The 18,495-nt window shown below is 72.9% G+C and carries 18 protein-coding genes; 10 read left to right on the top strand and 8 right to left on the bottom strand.

The features are described from left to right. The first annotated feature begins 19 nt into the window (after positions 1-19). Complete coding sequence (locus tag ACJ9NR_RS37265; protein WP_412492728.1) at positions 20-367, top strand: WhiB family transcriptional regulator; 348 nt, start codon at positions 20-22, stop codon at positions 365-367. 270 nt (positions 368-637) lie between these two features. Further along, entirely contained in the window at positions 638-949 is a 312-nt protein-coding gene (locus ACJ9NR_RS37260) for a UBP-type zinc finger domain-containing protein (RefSeq protein WP_412512759.1), read from the top strand. Positions 950-995: 46 nt separating this feature from the next. On the opposite strand, the gene ACJ9NR_RS37255 is transcribed toward ACJ9NR_RS37260, so the two are convergent. The 3 genes from ACJ9NR_RS37255 to ACJ9NR_RS37245 form a co-directional block, all read right to left on the bottom strand. Then, positions 996-1,373: a hypothetical protein gene (locus tag ACJ9NR_RS37255; protein WP_412492726.1), complete on the bottom strand. Its 378-nt coding sequence runs from the start codon at positions 1,371-1,373 to the stop codon at positions 996-998. A 178-nt stretch (positions 1,374-1,551) separates the two neighbouring features. Further along, on the bottom strand, positions 1,552-2,421 hold the full coding sequence (locus tag ACJ9NR_RS37250; protein WP_412492725.1) for a universal stress protein: 870 nt from the start codon (positions 2,419-2,421) through the stop codon (positions 1,552-1,554). A gap of 217 nt (positions 2,422-2,638) precedes the next feature. Then, positions 2,639-3,142 (bottom strand): hypothetical protein, encoded by a 504-nt coding sequence (locus ACJ9NR_RS37245; RefSeq protein WP_412492724.1) that lies wholly within the window; start codon positions 3,140-3,142, stop codon positions 2,639-2,641. Positions 3,143-3,605: 463 nt separating this feature from the next. On the opposite strand from ACJ9NR_RS37245, the gene ACJ9NR_RS37240 reads away from it, so the two are divergent. The 7 genes from ACJ9NR_RS37240 (at position 3,606) to ACJ9NR_RS37210 (ending at position 11,704) form a co-directional block, all read left to right on the top strand. After that, positions 3,606-4,529, top strand: a complete 924-nt coding sequence (locus ACJ9NR_RS37240; RefSeq protein ID WP_412492723.1) for an expansin EXLX1 family cellulose-binding protein — start codon at positions 3,606-3,608, stop codon at positions 4,527-4,529. 189 nt (positions 4,530-4,718) lie between these two features. Beyond that, positions 4,719-5,390, top strand: coding sequence for an aggregation-promoting factor C-terminal-like domain-containing protein (locus ACJ9NR_RS37235; protein WP_412492722.1), 672 nt, complete (start codon positions 4,719-4,721; stop codon positions 5,388-5,390). A 403-nt stretch (positions 5,391-5,793) separates the two neighbouring features. Then, a complete protein-coding gene (locus tag ACJ9NR_RS37230; RefSeq protein ID WP_412512758.1) occupies positions 5,794-8,667 on the top strand; it encodes an SCO1167/SCO6262 family helicase in 2,874 nt (957 codons plus the stop codon). Next, positions 8,664-9,908, top strand: coding sequence for an SWIM zinc finger family protein (locus tag ACJ9NR_RS37225; protein WP_412492721.1), 1,245 nt, complete (start codon positions 8,664-8,666; stop codon positions 9,906-9,908). Before ACJ9NR_RS37230 ends, ACJ9NR_RS37225 begins: the two co-directional genes overlap by 4 nt. 311 nt (positions 9,909-10,219) lie before the next feature. Further along, positions 10,220-10,990, top strand: coding sequence for a hypothetical protein (locus ACJ9NR_RS37220; protein ID WP_412492720.1), 771 nt, complete (start codon positions 10,220-10,222; stop codon positions 10,988-10,990). A gap of 52 nt (positions 10,991-11,042) precedes the next feature. After that, positions 11,043-11,198, top strand: coding sequence for a hypothetical protein (locus ACJ9NR_RS37215; RefSeq protein ID WP_412492719.1), 156 nt, complete (start codon positions 11,043-11,045; stop codon positions 11,196-11,198). A gap of 95 nt (positions 11,199-11,293) precedes the next feature. Beyond that, positions 11,294-11,704 (top strand): SPW repeat protein, encoded by a 411-nt coding sequence (locus tag ACJ9NR_RS37210; protein WP_412492718.1) that lies wholly within the window; start codon positions 11,294-11,296, stop codon positions 11,702-11,704. 123 nt (positions 11,705-11,827) lie between these two features. On the opposite strand, the gene ACJ9NR_RS37205 is transcribed toward ACJ9NR_RS37210, so the two are convergent. The 5 genes from ACJ9NR_RS37205 to ACJ9NR_RS37185 all read right to left on the bottom strand — a co-directional run bounded on the left by ACJ9NR_RS37205 (position 11,828) and on the right by ACJ9NR_RS37185 (position 16,982). Beyond that, entirely contained in the window at positions 11,828-12,547 is a 720-nt protein-coding gene (locus ACJ9NR_RS37205; RefSeq protein WP_412492717.1) for a dienelactone hydrolase family protein, read from the bottom strand. Between the two features lie 271 nt (positions 12,548-12,818). Next, entirely contained in the window at positions 12,819-14,042 is a 1,224-nt protein-coding gene (locus ACJ9NR_RS37200) for a ferritin-like domain-containing protein (RefSeq protein ID WP_412492716.1), read from the bottom strand. Further along, a complete protein-coding gene (locus ACJ9NR_RS37195; protein WP_412492715.1) occupies positions 14,039-14,893 on the bottom strand; it encodes a phosphate/phosphite/phosphonate ABC transporter substrate-binding protein in 855 nt (284 codons plus the stop codon). The genes ACJ9NR_RS37200 and ACJ9NR_RS37195 overlap by 4 nt, the downstream gene beginning before the upstream one ends. Beyond that, entirely contained in the window at positions 14,890-16,074 is a 1,185-nt protein-coding gene (locus tag ACJ9NR_RS37190; RefSeq protein WP_412492714.1) for an acyl-CoA dehydrogenase family protein, read from the bottom strand. Before ACJ9NR_RS37190 ends, ACJ9NR_RS37195 begins: the two co-directional genes overlap by 4 nt. A 140-nt stretch (positions 16,075-16,214) precedes the next feature. Then, complete coding sequence (locus tag ACJ9NR_RS37185; protein ID WP_412492713.1) at positions 16,215-16,982, bottom strand: hypothetical protein; 768 nt, start codon at positions 16,980-16,982, stop codon at positions 16,215-16,217. A gap of 223 nt (positions 16,983-17,205) precedes the next feature. Between ACJ9NR_RS37185 and ACJ9NR_RS37180 the strand changes: the two genes are divergently transcribed. Further along, the gene (locus ACJ9NR_RS37180) at positions 17,206-18,450 is read left to right on the top strand and encodes a lectin (protein ID WP_412492712.1); all 1,245 of its coding nucleotides are present in this window, start codon (positions 17,206-17,208) and stop codon (positions 18,448-18,450) included. Positions 18,451-18,495: the final 45 nt, after the last annotated feature.

Below are 18,495 nucleotides of genomic sequence, written 5' to 3'. Positions count from 1 at the left end.
TCCCGTGCGGAGGTGCACTGTGCTGCACGACCCCATCACCCCTCGCCATCTCGCCGCCGGTCGCGGATGGATGCGTGACGCCGCCTGCGTAGAGGAAGATCCCGAGCTGTTCTTCCCTCTCACCGAGCTGAGCGGCGATCCGCAAGTCGATCAGGCGCAGAAGGTCTGCCGTCGCTGCGCGGTTCTCCTCACCTGCCGCCTGTGGGCCATCGACAACGGGGAAGACGCCGGCGTCTGGGGAGCTACCACAGCCGGTCAACGGCGTGCCATCCGCCGCGCCATGCTCGACCGGCGGCGAGACGCGGCGGATGCCGAGCCTGCGGCGGACGCCGTGGGTTCCGTGGATGCCATGGACGCCATGGACTAGAGGGCAGGGCCTCCGTCCTTCGCTGCGGCGGAGGACGGTGTCGAGGTCGACGCCCTGAGCGCCGCATGCATCTCCCGTGCGGGTTCGGGCGGAACAAGCGGTAGGAACGAAGCCGGCGAAGGAGCCCACCATGCCCGGCACATCGGGAGCGCTCCGGCATTCCGGCATCCGTGACGGTCGCCGACTCACGGATGCCGGCGGGCCGGATACGGTGAAGTACGGAACGCCCGCGCCCTCAAGGACGCGCAGCCCGCAAGCCGGTGGTCACCGGTGACGAGGTGGGCGCCCCGTCCCGACGGCGGTCGGCCGTCGGGACGCCGGTGTTCACACACCTCGTCGGCCGGGCGGGCGCCGCTCAGCGACACCTGTCCGGCCTGCGCGGCACTCGGGCGCGCCCCAGCCGACCTGCTGCTCTGCCTGACCTGCGGCCATGTCGGCTGCAGCGACAGTTCTCCCGGCGCTCACGCCACGGCCCACTTCGAATCCTGCGGGCACCCGGTGGCACGGACCCTGGCACCCGGTGAGCATTGGGCCTGGTGCTACGAGGACGAGGTCTATCTGGATCCGCTGCCGGAAGAGTGACACCCCGTCGCGGCGATCGGCCGTGACCGGGCCGGACGGGCGTGCGTCAGCGGCCGGTGACCAGCGCGACGACGTTCAGGACGACCAGCACGACGGCCGTGATGCCGCCGACCAGCGCGGGTGCCAGACCGCCCGGGTCGCCGTGACGGTGACCGCGAAGACCGTAGAAGAGCGCGGCCAGGGGCGGCGCGATCAGCACCAGCAGCGCGCAACCGCCCGCCACGAGCGTCGTGCCCAGGGGCACGCTCGCGTCGCTGTCGTCGTAGCCCTGCAGGCTGAGCAGCCAGTCGCCAAGGAACACCGCCGCCACGAAGGCCGGGAAGAGCAGCAGGAGCGTCCACCACGCCCGCCGCACATCCCGATGGGCCTTCACCGGGCCGGACACCAGGGCGCCGGCCTCACCGCGGGAGGGAGCGTGTGCCATTGCGTCTCACCGCCTCTTCCTGATTGCGGGTGGTGGGCACGGCCGCCGGCCTCGGGGAATCCGGGGGCGCGCGAAGCCGCGTGAGCCTTCGACGGGCGGTCGTGAGCCTGTGACGGGCGCGAACGAGAGGAAAGCAGAGGAGGATGTTGCGCCTGCCACCGCGGGGGCCGCCCTGGTGTCACATGTGGGGGACGAGGAGCACCGGACAGGGCGCGTCGCGTACGGCGGCGTGGGCGACGGCTCCGAGTCGGGACCCGGCGTCCGGCGACACGCGGTGCCCGAGCACCGTGAGGGCGGCGCGGCGGGCCGCCGCGGCCACGGCGCCGGCGGGAACGTCTTCCAGACAGACCTCTTCCACCCGTACGTCCGGGAACTTCCGCCGCCAGGGCAGCAGGACCTCGGTGAGCCGGTGCTCGGCGTGACGGGCCTGGGGCGAGCGGCCGTGGGGCCGGGACGCGACGGTGACCGGGTAGGTGGGCAGGAGGCCCGGCGGCAGCCAGGCGTACAGGGCGCGCAGCGGGGCCTTGCGCATCGCCGCCTCCTCGAAGGCGAGGGCGATGACGTTGTCGGGCGCGTCGTGCCCGGCGTCGACGGCGAGCAGGACCGGGCCGTCCGGCAGATCGTGGGGATGGGGCAGCGAACGGACGAGGGTGACGGGGAAGTCGGCCTGTGCGGCGGTCTGGGCGCCGGTGGAGCCCAGCAGCAGGGCGGACGTGCCGCCCAGGCCGCGGGAGCCGAGCACCAGAAGTTCCGCATCGGCGCCCGCGTTCAGCAGGGCCTCGCGTGGCCGGGCGTTCAGCAGCCGGGCGTGGAGCTCCAGCCGGGGGTGGCGGCCGCGCAGCCGGTCCAGGGCCAGGTCGAGCGAACGTACGGCCCAGTGGCGGCTCGCGGCCGCCTCCGGCGCGTCGGGACGGACACCGTCCGCGACGGACCAGGCGGCGAGCATGTGCAACGGCGCGTCGCGGAGTTCCGCTTCGCGGGCGGCCCAGGAAGCCGCGGCGAGACTGGGGGCGCTGCCGTCGATCCCGACGGTGACGGGGCGGGACATGGACGCATCTCCGATCGGGCGGGGACAACGGTCCAAGGGCCGGGGACCGGGACGGACTCCCCCCACTCTGAAGTGGCCGCAAGCGGCGGCGCGAGGGCTCCTCGGCTTCCGTCATGGAGCCGAAGGGCCCCTTTCGCGGACGGAAAACCCGTAGCAGGTGCCCGGCCGGCGGCCCCACTCCATGGCCGCCGGCCGGGCAGGATCCCGACCCTGCGCATCAGTGGCGCAGCCCCTCATCGGTCGGGGAGGTCGAGCGGGCGATGCCGTTCACCCGGCTGTTCTCCAGCCAGGACCACTGGATCCGGCAACCGACCCGCAGATAGCCCTGGGCGCTCGTGCGCACGCCGAGACGCCCGAAGTCGATCGCTGCCGGGTCCTCCATCTCGGGATGCCATTCGGGACTGTCCCCCGCGGGCGGCTCGTCCCAGTCGGTGAAGATGACGGTGACGCCGACGTCGTCCGTGGTGAGCATGACCCAGAAACGGGCCTGCTCGCTGTGGCCGCGCATGTAGTGACAGCCCACTCGGACGGTGTCCGCCACCCGCGAGGCCGTCAGCTTCGGCACCCCGAAGCCGACCAGCATGCCGCGTGCCGCCTCGGCGGTGCTGACGGCGTCACTCTCCCGCCGGACTTCCATGGCCGAGGACACGTGCGCGAGCTGCGAGGAAACCTCTTCGCCGCAGATGCGCGGAAGGCTGAAAAGCCGGACGTCGCGCCCCATGGGATCATCCCCTCGTCCTCTGAACGCCGGAGAGGTGCAGACCGGAAGCGCTGTAACGCCGCGCCACAGGACTGCTCGGCGGCCGTGAGTGCCGAGGTCCGGGGCAACAGGAACCACACTAAACCGGACTGATGGCCGATGCCAGGATGAGAGTCTCCGGGACGGATGACGGAGCCGGACTGGACCGCCGTACAGGCGACCGGTCCGATCGCGCGGCCGTCCTGCCACCACCGACGCCGGGAGGGAGCATGCATCCTCGCCCGGCCCCGAGCACACTTCACGCACGCGGCCGTGCCGGCCCACGCGCGACCACCGTCCGTCCTCCGCCACCCGCCACCCGCCCTCCGCCCTCCGCCCTCCGCCGGGCGGATCCCTGTCCCGTGCGCAAACCGGCGGCAGCCTCTTCGCTCCCCGCGGTCACTGAGATGTGCACCATCGGATCGATCTTCCGGACGGACGGCACATGAACGCACCGAGGCGGGCCGCGCGACAGCGCAGGCGCAGACGCACGCTCATCCCGGGCGCCATATCGGCGCTGACCGCCACTGCCTTCCTCGCCTACCTGGCCGTGGCCCCGCACCACGACCGCGACGCCCACGCGGGACCTGCCGCAGCCGCGGCCACACCCCCCGCCGCCGCGCACGTGAGAGCCACCACCGAGACGGGCACCCCGGCCGCGACGGCGAACCCCACCGGCACCTCCAGCCCGCCAACCGCCGCGACCACCACGTCCGCACCGCCGTCGCCCACCGAGACCCGACGGCCCCCGCGGACGTCCGTCACGACTTCGCCGGCAGGGCGGATCCGGCCCGGCACGGCCTACCAGGCCGGCGACGGAGACGGTGCCTGCCTCTACGGCCCGAGCCGCGACCTCATGATCGCGGCCATGAACACCACGGACTACGAGACGTCCCGGATGTGCGGCGCCTACGTGCTCGTCCGCGCGGCCAACGGCAACTCCGTCACGGTACGCGTCACCAACGAATGCCCCCTGCCCTGCGCACCCGGGCAACCCGACCTCAGCGAACAGGCCTTCGCCAAGCTCGCCGCCCTCAAGACCGGCCGTGTCCCGATCACCTGGAGCCTGGTGAGTCCCAGGACGACCGACACGATCTCCATCAGGTACAAGACCGGCTCCAGCCCGTATTGGTGCGCCATCCAGACGATCGGTCAGAGGAACCCGGTCACGGCGCTCGAGGTCCGCACCGCGAACGGTTGGCGGCGCCTGCCGCGCACCGCGTACGACTACTTCGTCGCCGCCGACGGCAGCGGGTGCGGCAAGACGATCAGAATCACGGACATCTACGGAGAACGGCTGACCATCAGCGGAATCGCGGTACGGTCCGACGTCGTGCAACCGACCCGGGCGCAGTCCGCCCGGCACTGAGCCCAGCACTCGCCGAGCACGACCGCGGGACGACCGCGCACCACTGACCTCAGATGTGAGCATCCACACCTTCTCCACCATTGCGCCGCCTGCCCGGGCGCGGCAAAGTGTTCGAACTGCGGGACCCTGCAAGCGAGTTGTCCGAGCACGTCAGGGCATGACGGCACGGACGAACCGGAAGGAAGACGTGTGAGCCCGATTTCGGTCCGGGGATTCGCGGTGGCCTCGGCCTCCGCGGTCACCGCTGTCGGAAGCGTCGTCGGTGTCGCCTCGAACAGCACCGCGCAGACGAACGACGCCGAGCCCACGGCAGCCGACGTCACGCTCCTCGCGGACCTGCCGGCAGGGCAGCAGGCCCAGGTGCAGACCGCGTCCCTGACGCAGCAGGCCGACGCCCAGGCCGTCCAGGCCGACGCGGGCGCCAGGAAGGACGCCGAGGAGGCCGCCCGCAAGGCCGCCGCCGAGACCGCGGTCGCCAAGAAGGCCGCCGCCGAGAAGAAGGCCAGGGAACGCGCCGAGGCGAAGAAGTCCGCCGCCGGCAGCACCGTCCTGTCGGTCCGGAGCTCCTACACGGCCGCCCAGATCCAGGCGGTGGCCCGGCAGATCGTGCCCAGCGGTCAGTTCCAGTGCTTCAGCGACATCGTGGAGCACGAGTCCGGCTGGAACATGCACGCGATGAACGCCTCCTCCGGGGCCTACGGCCTGATGCAGGCCTTGCCCGCCTCCAAGTACTCCTCCGCGGGCTCGGACTGGCAGACGAACCCGGCCACGCAGATCAAGTGGGGCCTGAACTACATGAACAGCCGGTACGGCAGCCCCTGCCAGGCCTGGGCCTTCTGGCAGACCCATCACGCGTACTGAGGCCTTTCCCGCCCCGGGTGCGTGAACGGCCCAGAGACGTCACGGGCCGGCTCGCGGAGTGCCCCGGCGGCAGCGCGGACATCAGTGGCAGCCGCGGCGCGCGGCGTCGAACCCCTCTGTGTCCCAACGGTGGTGGCCGTCACGGCCCGGTTTGAGCCGGGCGCACGGACAGCGACATGATGGGGTCGTCCGCGCAGCCCGGCACCGGGAGCCGGGAGCAACGGACGCGGCGGGACAGGAAGGCAGCCCCCGTCCGGGCTCCGGCTCGACGTCGTCCGGGGCTCCGACTCGAACTCGGGCCGCTCGGCAGGAGACCGGAGTTGCGGCACCGTGTCGACGGGCTGTCGTTCCTCGGGGGCGAGGCGCGGTGTGGTTCGCCGGCGGAACGATGGGATGAAAGAGCGTGGCACGAGTCGTCGTACCGGAGCCGGGCACGGACGTGAGGAACCTGCCGCCTCCGGCCACGCCGGAGGCGGCTGCCTGGGCGCGGAGCCTGCTCGACGGCGGCTGGGCGGCGGTGTTCCTGCCCGGCGAACCCGCCCGCCTTGGCCGGTTGCTGCTCTGGCGGCCCGCCGGGGCAGCCACCGCCGAGGGCATGGCACCCGCCGGCATCGGGACCGAGGCGGCCGAGCTGGTGCTGCCGCACGGCCGCTCCGTCAGACGGCGCGGGACGCAGGGGTACGCGCTGCCCGTCGCCCTCGCCGTCGCCGCCCTGACCGGGGCACGGCCGACGCACCCGTCCGCCGCCGCGTGGCAGGCCGCCGCCCGGTTCGCGCTCCGGCTGATCGCCGACGGCCGTCTCCATCCGGCCCTCACCCCCGCCGGGCACGACACCTGGCAGGCGGGCCCGTTCACCGCCGCCCAGCGCCAGACCCTGGACGCCCTCGCCGCCGCCTTCCCGCCGCACGCCCACTGCCTCCCTGAGCCGGGCCCGGCTCCGCTGCGGATCACCGAACCGGCCGGGTTGGTACGCCGGTTCTGCGACGCGGTCGCCGACGAGCTGGTGCGCACCCCCGCCGCCGCGCTCGCCATGGGAGCCCTGCCGTACGCCTGGCGGCAGACGCGTGCCGTGCCCGCCCTGCGGGAGTGGGCCGAGGAGAGCGCGGCCGCGTTCACCGCCGACGTCAGGGTCTCGCTGCGGGTCGACGTACCCGAGGGACGCCGTCGGCAGTTCCGGGCGGTGCTGCAGGTGCACACCGCGGCGGATCCGGCGCTCGTCGTGGAGGCCGCACGTCTGTGGAGCGAGCCCGCCGAGAGCGAGCGCCTGCTCGGCCCGCGCGCCGAGCGCGAGACGCTGCTCGCCCTGCGCCGCGGCGCCCGCGTCTGGCCCCCGCTCGACCGGCTGCTGAAGGACCCCGCTCCGGACCAGCTGCGGCTGACCGACGACGAGGCGTTCGACCTGCTCGGCGACGCCACCGACACGCTGCGCGCGGCCGGTATCGACGTGCACTGGCCGCGCGAGCTGGTCAGGGCGCTCAGCTCGGCCGCGGAGATCGGGCAACGCTCGGCGCCCGGCTCCAGCGCGGGCGGCCTGCTGGACACCGGCACCCTCCTCGACTTCCGCTGGCGGCTCTCGCTCGGCGGCGAACCGCTCACCGAGGCGGAGATGGACGCCCTCGCCGAGGCACGCCGCCCCCTCGTCCGGCTGCGCGAGCAGTGGGTGGTCGCCGATCCGAGGCTGGTGGCCCGCGCCCGGCGCCGCCGCATGGAACCTCTCACCCCCATGGAGGCGCTGGGGGCCGCGCTGACCGGGGAGGTGGAGCGGGACGGGGAGCGCCTTCGCTGCGCGGCGGTCGGGGCGCTCGGCGACCTCGTCGCCCGTATCCGCGACCCCGCGTCCCGCGCCCCCGCCGCCCAGCCCGCCGCTCTCGATGCCACCCTGCGCGACTACCAGAAACGGGGCCTGGCCTGGCTCGCGGAGATGTGCGAACTCTCGCTCGGCGGGTGTCTCGCCGACGACATGGGCCTGGGCAAGACCATCACGCTGCTCGCCCTGCACCTGCACCGCCAGACCGATCCCGCCACCGCGGGACCCGCACTCGTCGTCTGTCCCGCCTCGCTGCTCGGCAACTGGCAGCGCGAGGCGGCCCGGTTCGCGCCGGCCACTCCGGTGCGCCGCTACCACGGCGGCGACCGCCATCTGAAGGACCTGGCCGGCGACGAGATCGTGCTGGTCACCTACGGCGTGCTGCGCCGTGACCGGGAAGTGCTCGCGGAGAACGACTGGTCGCTGATCGCCGCCGACGAGGCCCAGCACGTCAAGAACCCCTACGCCGTCACCGCCCGCGAGCTGCGCGCCCTGCCCGCTCGCGCCCGCGTCGCCCTCACCGGCACGCCCGTGGAGAACAACCTCTCCGAGCTGTGGGCGCTGCTGGACTGGACCACCCCCGGGCTCCTCGGCCCGCTCGCCGCCTTCCGCGACCGTCACGCCCGCGCCGTCGAGTCCGGCGAGGACCCGCAGGCCGCCGAACGGCTGTCCCGCCTCATCCGGCCGTTCCTGCTGCGCCGCAGGAAGTCCGACCCGGGCATCGCCCCCGAACTGCCCGCCAAGACCGAGACCGACCGCGTCGTCCCGCTCACCGCCGAGCAGGCGAGTCTGTACGAGGCGGTGGTCCGCGAAACCATGGCGAAGATCGCCCAGGCCGAGGGCATCGCACGCCGTGGCCTGGTGCTGAAGCTGCTCACCGCGCTGAAGCAGATCTGCAACCATCCCGCCCAGTACCTGCGCCAGTCGGCACCGCTGCACGGCCGCTCCGGCAAACTGGCGCTGCTCGACGAACTCCTCGACACCATCACCGCCGAAGGCGAGTCGGCGCTGGTCTTCACCCAGTACAAGCAGATGGCGGCCCTGCTTCAGAAGCACCTCGCGCAGCGAGGCGTCCCCACCCTCTTCCTGCACGGCGGCACGACCGTCGGCGCCCGCGAGGACATGGTGGACCGCTTCCAGCGCGGCGAGGTGCCGGTGTTCCTGCTCTCCCTGAAGGCCGCGGGCACCGGCCTGAACCTCACCCGTGCCACCCATGTCGTGCACTACGACCGCTGGTGGAACCCGGCCGTCGAGGACCAGGCCACCGACCGCGCCTACCGCATCGGCCAGGACAAGCCCGTACAGGTCCACAAACTCCTCGCCGAGGGCACCGTGGAGGACAAGGTGGCGCGGCTGCTGGAATCCAAGCGCGCGCTCGCCGACGCCGTGATCGGCTCCGGCGAGGCCGCGCTGACCGAACTGTCCGACGCCGATCTCGCCGAACTCGTCGCCCTGGGACGGCAGTCATGAGCCCTTCGACGCCCGGGCCGCGCCGCGCGCCCGCCCGCGGACGGCGTTCCTTCGCCGCGACCTGGTGGGGCCGGGCCTGGGTGACGGCCCTGGAGGACTCCACCCTGGACTCGGGGCGCCTGTCGCGCGGCCGCACCTACGCCCGCCAGGGCATGGTCGGCCCGGTCACCATCGCCCCCGGGCAGGTCAGGGCCGCCGTCCAGGGCAGCAGGCCCCGCCCCTACCGCTGCGCCGTCCACCTGCCCGTCCTGACCGGCGCCCAGTGGGACACGCTCCTGGACACCGTCGCGGCCCGCGCCGGGCATCTCGCCGCACTCCTCGACGGCGAGATGCCGGCCGAACTCGTCGACGACGCCCGCCACGCCGGCGTTCCGCTGCTCCCGCAGCCCTCCGAACTCGACCCCGAGTGCTCCTGCCCCGACTGGGGCCACCCCTGCAAACACGCCGCCGCGCTGTGCTACGCCATCGCCGCCACCATCGACGCCGACCCCTTCGTGGTGTTCGCCCTGCGCGGCCGCGGACGGGAGGAACTCCTCGCCCGGCTGCGCGAGCGCCGTAGCGCGGCCCGGACGACCGCCGCCGAACCGGCGCCCGCCGGTGTCCCGGCCGCCCGCGCCTACGCGGCGTGGGCGGCCCGGGCGGAACCCACTCCCGCCCTCCCGGGCCTCCCCGAGCCGGCCCCCCACACCTCCGCACCGGCCTCCGCCCCACCACCCGGCACCGGCCTGTCGGCCGCGGACCTCGAACGCCTCCGGGCGGACACCGCCGCACGCGCCGCGCGTCTGCTCACCGGTGATACCACCAGCCTGCACCTGAGCCGGCACCAGGACGCGGTACGGATCGCCGCGAGCGGCTGCGGCGCCGAGTGGTTCCACCACCTCGTGCAGAACACCGGTGCCAGGCCGGCCGCGTTCGCCCGTCTCACCCGGGCCTGGCGCTACGGCGGCCCGACGGGCCTCAGCGTCGCCGAACGGCCGCTCAGCCCCGGACCGACGGTGATGGCAGCCGCCCGCACCGCTCTGACCGAGGCGCTCACCGACATGACCACCGCCCCGGTGACCCTCAGGGTGTGGCGCAACCGCCTCACCCTGACCGGCCACCGCATTCAGCTGCGCCTGGGCCCGGACTCACGCTGGTACCCCTACCTCCAGCACGAGGACGGTGAGTGGTGGCCGTCGGCGCCGGGCGATCCCGACCCCGTCACGGCCCTCACCGCCGTCTGGCAGCACACCGAGAGGTGACACCCGCGAAGGGCCCACCCACGGCTGGTCCGGTCGGTTGTGCCGCACGACGCGAACGCGGCGCACCGCCTTCGCGTACGGGCTTCCGACCGACTTCGCGTACGGGCTTCCCCGACCGGCGACGCGGACATTCCACACTCCGGCGATTCCCCCGTTTCAAGGCCGGGGCGGCGGATACCTCCACGAGCGGCTCCCGTGAGCCGACGGACCGTCGGGGGCTGGTGGCCCGGCCTCCCCCTTGCCCCCGACGGTCCGTGTCCGGAGCTCGCCAGAGCTTGGAACGGGCGATCCACGCGCGGGGAGAACGAACGATGATTTTCCTGATCATGCTGCGGATCGGTCTGCGGACGATCACGCATTGGCTTCCGTTCCCCGTCGCCACGCGCGGACGATTGCTCGCCGCCCGTTGCGCCCGCCTCATGCTGTCCCATCGTCCGCCGGCCGGGCTGCTGCCGGTGAACCGGCTGGTTCGGACGTGCGTGCGGTGGCTGAAGTGGTGGGGGTACACCTTCCTGCTGCTGTTCCTGGCCACTCTCGCGGCCGGCACGAGCGCCCTGGAGGGGCGCCCGGCACGGGCGTCCCGGGCGCCCCGGCGTGCCGGCTCCGATCCGGCGCAGCACCGGCGGACCGCGTCCGCGCAGCGTGTGTGGAGAGCGGCCTGGCTGGTCTGGGGAATGGTGCTCCCGCTTCACGCGAGTGCCGCGCTGCCGGTGGCGGCGGTTCCGGCCGGGGCGTTCCCGTTGTGGTGGATCGCTCTCGCGGCGGCCGCGCTGGCCGTGGCGGCGGCTCTGCCGGACACGGCTCTGGCGAGCGTACTGACGCTGCTCTTCGTGGTGGCCGGTTCCGGCGCCTTCGCGTTCTCCCTGGTCAGTGGTGCCTACGAAACCAGGCTTGCGGCAGGCTGGTTCCTCCTCGCCGCGGACGCGACCGCTCTCTTCGTCGCCGGTACGGCGTGTCTGGAGCTGTGGCGCGGCGACCGGAGCACCGGGGCGCTGCACGGTCGCGGCCCGTACGGCATCGATGACCAGCCGGGCGGGAAACAGGACGCCGGACGGACCTCCTCCACATCGGCTCTGCCGTAGCGGGCCGGCGGGCGGCCGGCGCCGCGTCCGGGCCCCGGGAAGGAAAGGCAGCGTGGTCGGGAACGGGAAGGCGCTCGTCACGGACGGACCGGACACGCTGGAGAGCGTCGTGCGCGCGGCGTCGCCCCCGCTGACCAAGGTCTACCACCCTGAGCTGGGACTCGCCCTCATCGAGCCCGAGGACAGCGACACAAATGATCTCGGTTAATCCTGCTATCTCATGATTCTTCGCGCTGTATGCGGATACTCAACACGGGAGGAATCCAGAACCCAAGAGGAAGGAAGAAGGTGGCCCGCGTGGCCATGAACTCGCGTATCGAGGAACATCCCGACATCCAGGCGATGAGGAGCCGGGCCGCGGAGATCTCGGCGAAGCCGACCGCGCAGGCGACGGAGGGGCTGACCCTGCTGACCGGTCTGTACCTGGCGATCTCTCCGTGGGTGGTCGGGTTCAACGGCAATCCGCTGGCCGTGAGCAACCTGGTCACCGGTATCGCCCTGGCCGTCCTGGCGCTGGGCTTCGGTTCGGTCTTCGAGCGGACCTTCGGCATGGGCTGGGCCGCGGCCGCCATCGGAGCGTGGGCGATCATCGCCCCCTGGGCGGTGCAGAACGCCTCGGCGACGACGGGCACCATCGCCAGCAACACCGCCACGGGTGCCGTCGCCGTCGTCCTTGGGCTGGCCACCACGGCCATGGCACGCGGCCGCACCTGACCCTCCGACCGATCGGTCCACCCCGCCGAGCGGGGGGTGGACCGACGCATGACGTTCAGCCGCAACTGTCCGCCGCGGGCCGGGAATCCGCGAGTCCGACGTCCCCGGCCCGCCGGCCCGCCCCTACTTCAGGTGCCGGCCGAAGAACCGGCACCCGTCCTCCAGCTCGAACCACGGCGTGCCGGTGTGGCCACCGAGATTGGCGTGCAGCGTCTTCTCCTTGCTGCCGAAGGCGTCGAACAGGTCCAGGGCCCGCTGCCGGGGGTTGCCCTCGTCGTCCCACTGGAGCAGGAACAGCAGCGGAACGGTGACCTGCCGGGCCTGCTCGCGCTGGGCGCGGGGCACGTAGCCCCCGGCGAAGAAGCCCGCGGCCGCGATACGCGGCTCGGTCACCGCCAGCCGAATGCCGAGAGCGGTCCACCCGGAGTACCCGACCGGGCCGTCGATCCCGGGCAGTTGGAGGAGGGCGTCCAGAGTGGTCCGCCATTCCGGGGCCGCGTTCTCGACCAGCGGGCCGGTGAAGGACTCGAAGATCTCGTCGACCGGCTCACCGGCCCGCATCGCCCGCCGCAGTTCGGCACGGGCCTGCTCGTCGGCGGCGGAACGGGGACGGTCACCGCATCCGGCGGCGTCGACGGTGGCGACGGCGTAGCCGCGCGCCGCGGTGTACCGGGCCCGGGCCACCAGCCGGGGTTCCGCCTTGGGCAGGCCGTTGTTGTGGGCCATCAGGACCAGCGGGGCCGGTGCGGATCCAGGCGTCCACAGGGTGCCGGGGATCTCGCCGAGGGTGAACTCGCGCTCCAGGACGCCGTCGTCGAGGCGCTGTTCGGAGATGAATCGCATGGTCGTGCCTTTCGGGAGTGCTCGTGAGCGGCGCTCCCGGACGACCTACCGCCCGACCGTGACCCCGGAGGGGAGCACCCATGTCGATACTGCGTCCACGGGTACCACCTCCTCGTTCTCTCGCACGGCCGCCGGAAAGGTAGCAGTCGTCGCCGTGGCCGGCCAACAGGTTTTCGCGGAGGCGGACCGGGAGTGAACGAAGGGCTGCGTACGGCCCCGACCGGGCAGGCGCGTCCGCACGGCCGGGCAGGTCGGTGGCGGGAGTCAGGGCTCACATGAAGTTGCGGGTGTGGAGCGCGGAGAGGGCCGCCGCCTCGTCGTCGGGAAAGCCCAGCCGGGACAGCCGGTGCCGTCGTCCCTCGTCCATCTCCGCCCGCATCCGCTGCACGGCGCGCCAGCCGCGTTCGATCCCTTCGGGCGCCCATGAGCCCGCCGCGAGGAGTACGAGGGCGTCGAACACGTCCTCGTTCAGGCCGGCGGTGTGGGTCAGCAGGTCGTGGCGGCGTTCCACGGCGGCCCGCAGCCTGCCCTTGAGGCGGGGATCGACGGCGCTGCGGTGTTCGAGGTGGCCCAGGCCGAAGGCGACGTGCCGTGCCTCGTCCTGGCGCACGAGTTGACTGATCCTGCGGGTCACGGGGTCGGGTGCGTGCCGCTCCAGGAAGGTGAGGAGGTTGAGGAAGCTGCCCTCGCCGAGGACGGACAGCAGGAAGGAGGCGATGGAGAAGTCCGGTTCGGTGAGCAGGGTCGTCAGGGAGGCACGGCCGCCCACCGAGGAGGTGCCCATCCGGCTGCCCCTGAGCAGTGCGCGCCGGGTGAAGACCTCGACGTGCCGGGCTTCGTCGGCGGCCTGGACGGCAAGCAGCTGCAGCACTTCACGGAAGTGGGGGTGGACCTGGGCGAGCAGCCGTCCGGGTACCACGAGGGCCGCCTGCTCGTTCTCCACCAGGTAGGTCATCACCTGCACCACGGCGTCCTCGACGTCGTCGGGCAGGGTGAAGGGGGTGTCCCACGCGATGGCGGTGTGCGGATCCCACTGGGCGGCGGTCGCCTGGCGGTAGAGCCGGGGTGCCGCCTCCGCCCAGGCCGTGTCGCGGTCGGAGACGGGGAAGTACGCTTCGGGCCCGCCGGCCTCGACGAGCGCGCCGCGCGCGGCCAGACCCCAGTGCGGTGCCGCGTGAGCGACGACGCCGTCCGGCCCTGTCCCGCCGGCGCGCTCGGCGCCGTCCCACCGGTCCCGGTCCCGTGCCGCGGTGCCGCGCCGCACGTACGCCCGCACCGGCGCCGCCCCGTCGGGTGCGGGTGTCACCGTGTGTCCCTCGCGACGGCACCAGACGGTGAGGTGGGGCAGGAGTCCGGGATCGGTGCCCGACACGCCGACCTCCTCGCCGGGTGCCACCGGGCGCAGCGCCCGGCGCAGCAGCAGGTGCGCCCCGTGCTCGAAGCCGAGTCCGGCGAGGTCGAGCGAGAGGGCCGGCGGCGTGGCGCCTGAGGTCATGGGCGGTAGCCGGTGGCCGTGACGCGGCCCTGGGTGTCGTAGAAGCCCGTCTCCTCTACGGCGGCCGCGAGCTGCGCGAAGCCGGTCTCCCGCGCCGGCACCCAGCGGGTGAGTCCTTCGAGGTCGAGCAGGTGGCGTACGTCCGGGTCCGCGTAGGACATCGACAGCAGCAGCGCTGTCAGGTGTTCCCGGAGCCCGTCGGCGAGCGTGGGCCCGCCGGCGAGGACGCAGTGGTCGTAGGGCGCCGTGCGGCTCAGCACCCGGGTGCTGCCGACGGGCAGGGTGCCGTCCTGCGCGAACGCGAGGTGGTTGGCGTCGATCATGCAGGCGGCCGCCGCTCGGCCGGCCAGCAGGGCGCGGGCCGCCTCCCGTTCCCCGCCGATGTGGTCCCCGTGCAGTCCCGTGCCGGTGTCGTGGCGCAGGACCCGCAGGTCGGTGTCCGGGTCGACGCCTTCTTGCCGGAGGTGGTGCAGGGGGATCAGGGTGGCCTGCGGTGAGTCGACCGCGCCCACCGCGACGCTCTCGCCCTTGAGGTCCGCGGCCGTGGCGAACGGCGCGTCGGCTGCGACCACCACGACCGAGGTGAGGTCCTGGTCGGTGTCGCGCATGACCAGTGGCCGGATCCGGACGCCCTGTTCCGCGGCCAGCCGGCGGGTGCGCAGCCAGGCCAGCGGTGAGTGCCAGGCGGCGTCGATGCGGCCGCGCACCAGATCCTCGACCTGCCGCTCGTAGTGGGAGTAGAGCACGAAGTCGAAGGGCAGGTCCTGCCGTCGCAGCCAGGCCCGGAAGCCGGACCAGATGGTCACGACTTTGGGGTCGTAGGCGACGGCGCCCAGCACGAGCGTGCTCATCGGTTCTCCTCCAGCAGTGGCAGGCCGAGGGCGGTGCGTCCGCAGAAGTCGTAGAGCGCCTCGGTGGTCGGGGCCATCACACGGGCCGCCAGTGCGTCGCGGAAGCGCCGTTCCACCCCCAGCTCACGGCGGAAGGCGCTGCCCCCGCACAGCCGCATGGCACCGTCCGCCACGTCGGCGGTCGTCTCCGCCGCCAGCGCCTTGACCTGGAGGACCCGCAGCGTCGCGTCCGGGCGGGCGGTCTCGAGTGCGGTGAGGGTGTCGTCCAGGAAGGCGCGCGCCGCGTCGGCGCGCAGCCGCAGGACGGCGTACTCACGCCGGGGCACGGGCTGTTCGGCCAGGGTCTGCCCCAGGTGGTCGAGGCGCGTGCCGCGCAGATGCCGGGCGGTGAGGCCGAGGAGCGCCTCGGTCACTCCCATGCAGAAGGCGGCGCTCAGCACGAGGAAACGCGGCAGCACCTCTGCCAGGGCGAGCGCCAGGCCCTCGCCGTCGGCGGACAGCCGGGCCGTTCGCGGAACGTGCACGTCCTTGGCGCCGACCGGGCTGGAGGCGTTGCCCCGCAGCCCGAACCCGTCGTAGTCGCCCCGCACCCGCAGGCCGGCACTGTCGCTCGGCACGAGCCACAGCGTCATCGGGCCCGCGGCCCGAAGCGGACGGCTCGACCACACGTAGCTGTCGGCCTCGCCCGCCGAGGTGACCCAGGACTTGTCCGCGTTCAGCAGAGCGCCGTCGGCGCCGTCCGGGGACGCGGTGCCGACGGGCGCCCAGAAATGGCTGCGCGAACCCTTCTCGGACAACGCCAGGGTGCTCAGGTGCCGTCCCTCGGCGATCTCTCGCCGCACCGGCGCCGGGCCGTGCGCCTCGATGACGGCGACCGCCGCGTAGTGCATCAGCAGCACCATCGCGGTGGAGCCGCACACACCGGCCAGCCGCTCCACCACCGACGCGGCCTGCCGCAGGTCTCCGCCGGCACCTCCGTGCCGCTCGCCGCTGAGCAGGCCGAGCGCCCCGCACTCGGCCAGGGCTCTGACTCCGTCCCGGGGGAACGAGCCGTTCTGGTCGACCTGCTGAGCGAGCGGTTCGATGACGCCGCGGATCGCGGAGTCCAGCATCTGTGGCACGTCCGGCGCTCCGGCGCGGGGTGTCTGCGGCAAGGCGACTCCCAGGAGATGGCCCGTCATATCAATTCCTTCTCCAGCTAATCATCCTGTTCCGGTCATCAGGGGCAGAACACGCCGCGCGGACACGGCAGCGGTCAGGTGGGGGCGGCGCCTCGCCGTTCCCGCGCCCACCCGGTCGCCACAGGACGGCACGGCCACGGTCAGTTGCCGGTCACAGGCTTCCCCGGGGCCGTACGGGGCGTCAGGCGCAGCGCCCCGGCGACCGACTCGGCGTCGAAGGCCCAGCGCGCGCCGTCGGCGACCAGCCACAGGACCAACGGTCCGGAAACCGCCATGTCCAGCAGTGCCGCGTACTTGCGCCGGTGATTTCCGGCGGCCTTCGCCTTCGGGGCCTCGCCGAGTCTCAGCAGGGAACCCAGCAGTTCCAGCAGCCCGTCCGGCCCGGTGACCCTGGCCTTGGCCTCCATGGCGAGCACCGGCACGCCGTCCCGCTCCACCACCGCGTCGAACTCCCCGTGTTCGAAGCGGATGTCCGTTCCCGCGACCGAGTGCCTCATCACCAGCTCCGCCGCCGCGGCCATCTGGATCAGGTACTCCAAGTTGGCGGCCACGCCCGGGCCGTTGCGGCTGAACAGGGCGTACCGGCCGCCGGACGGTTTGGGCCGGAACACCTGCGGCACGACGAACCCGGCGGAGTCCACATGCAGCACCCGCGCGTCGAGCGCCGCCAGAAACCCCGCCGCTTCGTCCGCCCGAAGGCCCCGGCGGGACGCGATCAGGCGCGGGGACAGGACATCGGGCCGCACGGCCGCGAAGCCGACCGCCCAGGCCCGCAGCAGCGCGTCCAGCCGCTGCACCGCACGCGGAGACCGCGCGTCCGCCGTCCCGGCCAGTTCCTCGGACTGCCCGACCGTCCCGTCCCACCAGGCATCGCCCAAGGCCGCCCGGACCTGTTCTCCGGCTCCCATGACACTCCCTCCCGGTTCCGCCCGCTGCGGGCGATCCGCCGCGTCCCGCAGCGGGGCGGCACTCTTCGCGACGGGCCAGCCAGTGGGCGCAGGCGCTTGGGCTGGTCCGTACCAAAGTATTGACTCCCCCTTACTTCACTCCTTAAATCAAGAAGCGACGCCTTCATCCCCCACCCCGGTCGGGATCATCCGTGAGCCCGACCGCCGCTCGGAAGGAAGAGCCGTGGCCTCTCCACGCCTGCTGCGAAGATGTCTGTTCGCCGCCCTGTCCGCCGTGTTGGCCGCCTCCGCGGCGACCGGCGCGGCGCACGCGGAAGCACCGGACGCCTCCCCCACCGCGACCGCCGCGGCGGCGGTCGCCTTCTCCGACACCTTCGACGGACCCGCCGGCGCCCCGGTCGACGCCTCGAAGTGGCAGACCGAGACCGGCGACAACGTCAACAACCACGAACGCCAGTACTACACCGCCGGCACCCACAACGCCGCCCTCGACGGCCAGGGACACCTCGTCATCACCGCACGCAAGGAGAACCCCGCCAACTACCAGTGCTGGTACGGCACCTGCCAGTACACCTCGGCCCGCCTGAACACCGCCGGCAAGTTCAACGCCCAGTACGGACACGTCGAAGCCCGCATGAAGATCCCCCGCGGACAAGGCATGTGGCCCGCCTTCTGGATGCTCGGCACGCCCGTCAACTGGCCCGACTCCGGCGAGATCGACGTCATGGAGAACGTCGGCTACGAACCCTCCACCGTCCACGGCACCATCCACGGCCCCGGCTACTCCGGCTCCGGCGGCATCGGCGCCCCCTACACCCTGCCCGGCGGCCAGGCCTTCGCCGACGCCTTCCACACCTTCGCCGTCGACTGGGCACCCGACTCCCTCACCTGGTCCGTCGACGGCCACGTCTACCAACACCGCACCCCCGCCGACCTCGGCGGCAAGACCTGGGTGTTCAACAAGCCGTTCTTCCTCATCCTCAACCTCGCCGTGGGCGGCTACTGGCCCGGCGACCCCGACAACACCACCTCCTTCCCCCAGCAGCTCGTCGTGGACTCCGTATCGGTGACAACCGGCAACAGCTCCGCCGGCGCGGCGATCCGGGGCCTGGCCGGCAAGTGCGTGGACGTCGCCGGAGCGAACTCCGCCAACGGGACCCCCGTACAGCTCTACGACTGCAACGGCACAGCCGCGCAGCAGTGGACCGTGGGCTCCGACGGCACGATCCGCGCACTCGGCAAGTGCCTGGACGTGACCGGAAACGGCACCGCCGACGGCTCCACCGTCCAGCTCTGGGACTGTACCGGCGGCCCCAACCAGAAATGGGCCGTCAGCGGAGCGAACGACATCGTCAACCCGCAGGCCGACAAGTGCCTGGACGTGACCGGAAACAACTCCGCCAACGGAACCCGGCTGCAGATCTGGACCTGCACGGGCGGCGCCAACCAGAAGTGGGCGATCGGCTGACCTCCGCCCGGTGAGCGCTCCTGCGTTCCCCGCCTGAACACCGCC

The sequence above is a fragment of the Streptomyces sediminimaris genome (assembly GCF_047049295.1).
Lineage (GTDB): Bacteria > Actinomycetota > Actinomycetes > Streptomycetales > Streptomycetaceae > Streptomyces > Streptomyces sediminimaris.
This window is presented reverse-complemented; position numbering and strand designations above follow the sequence as displayed.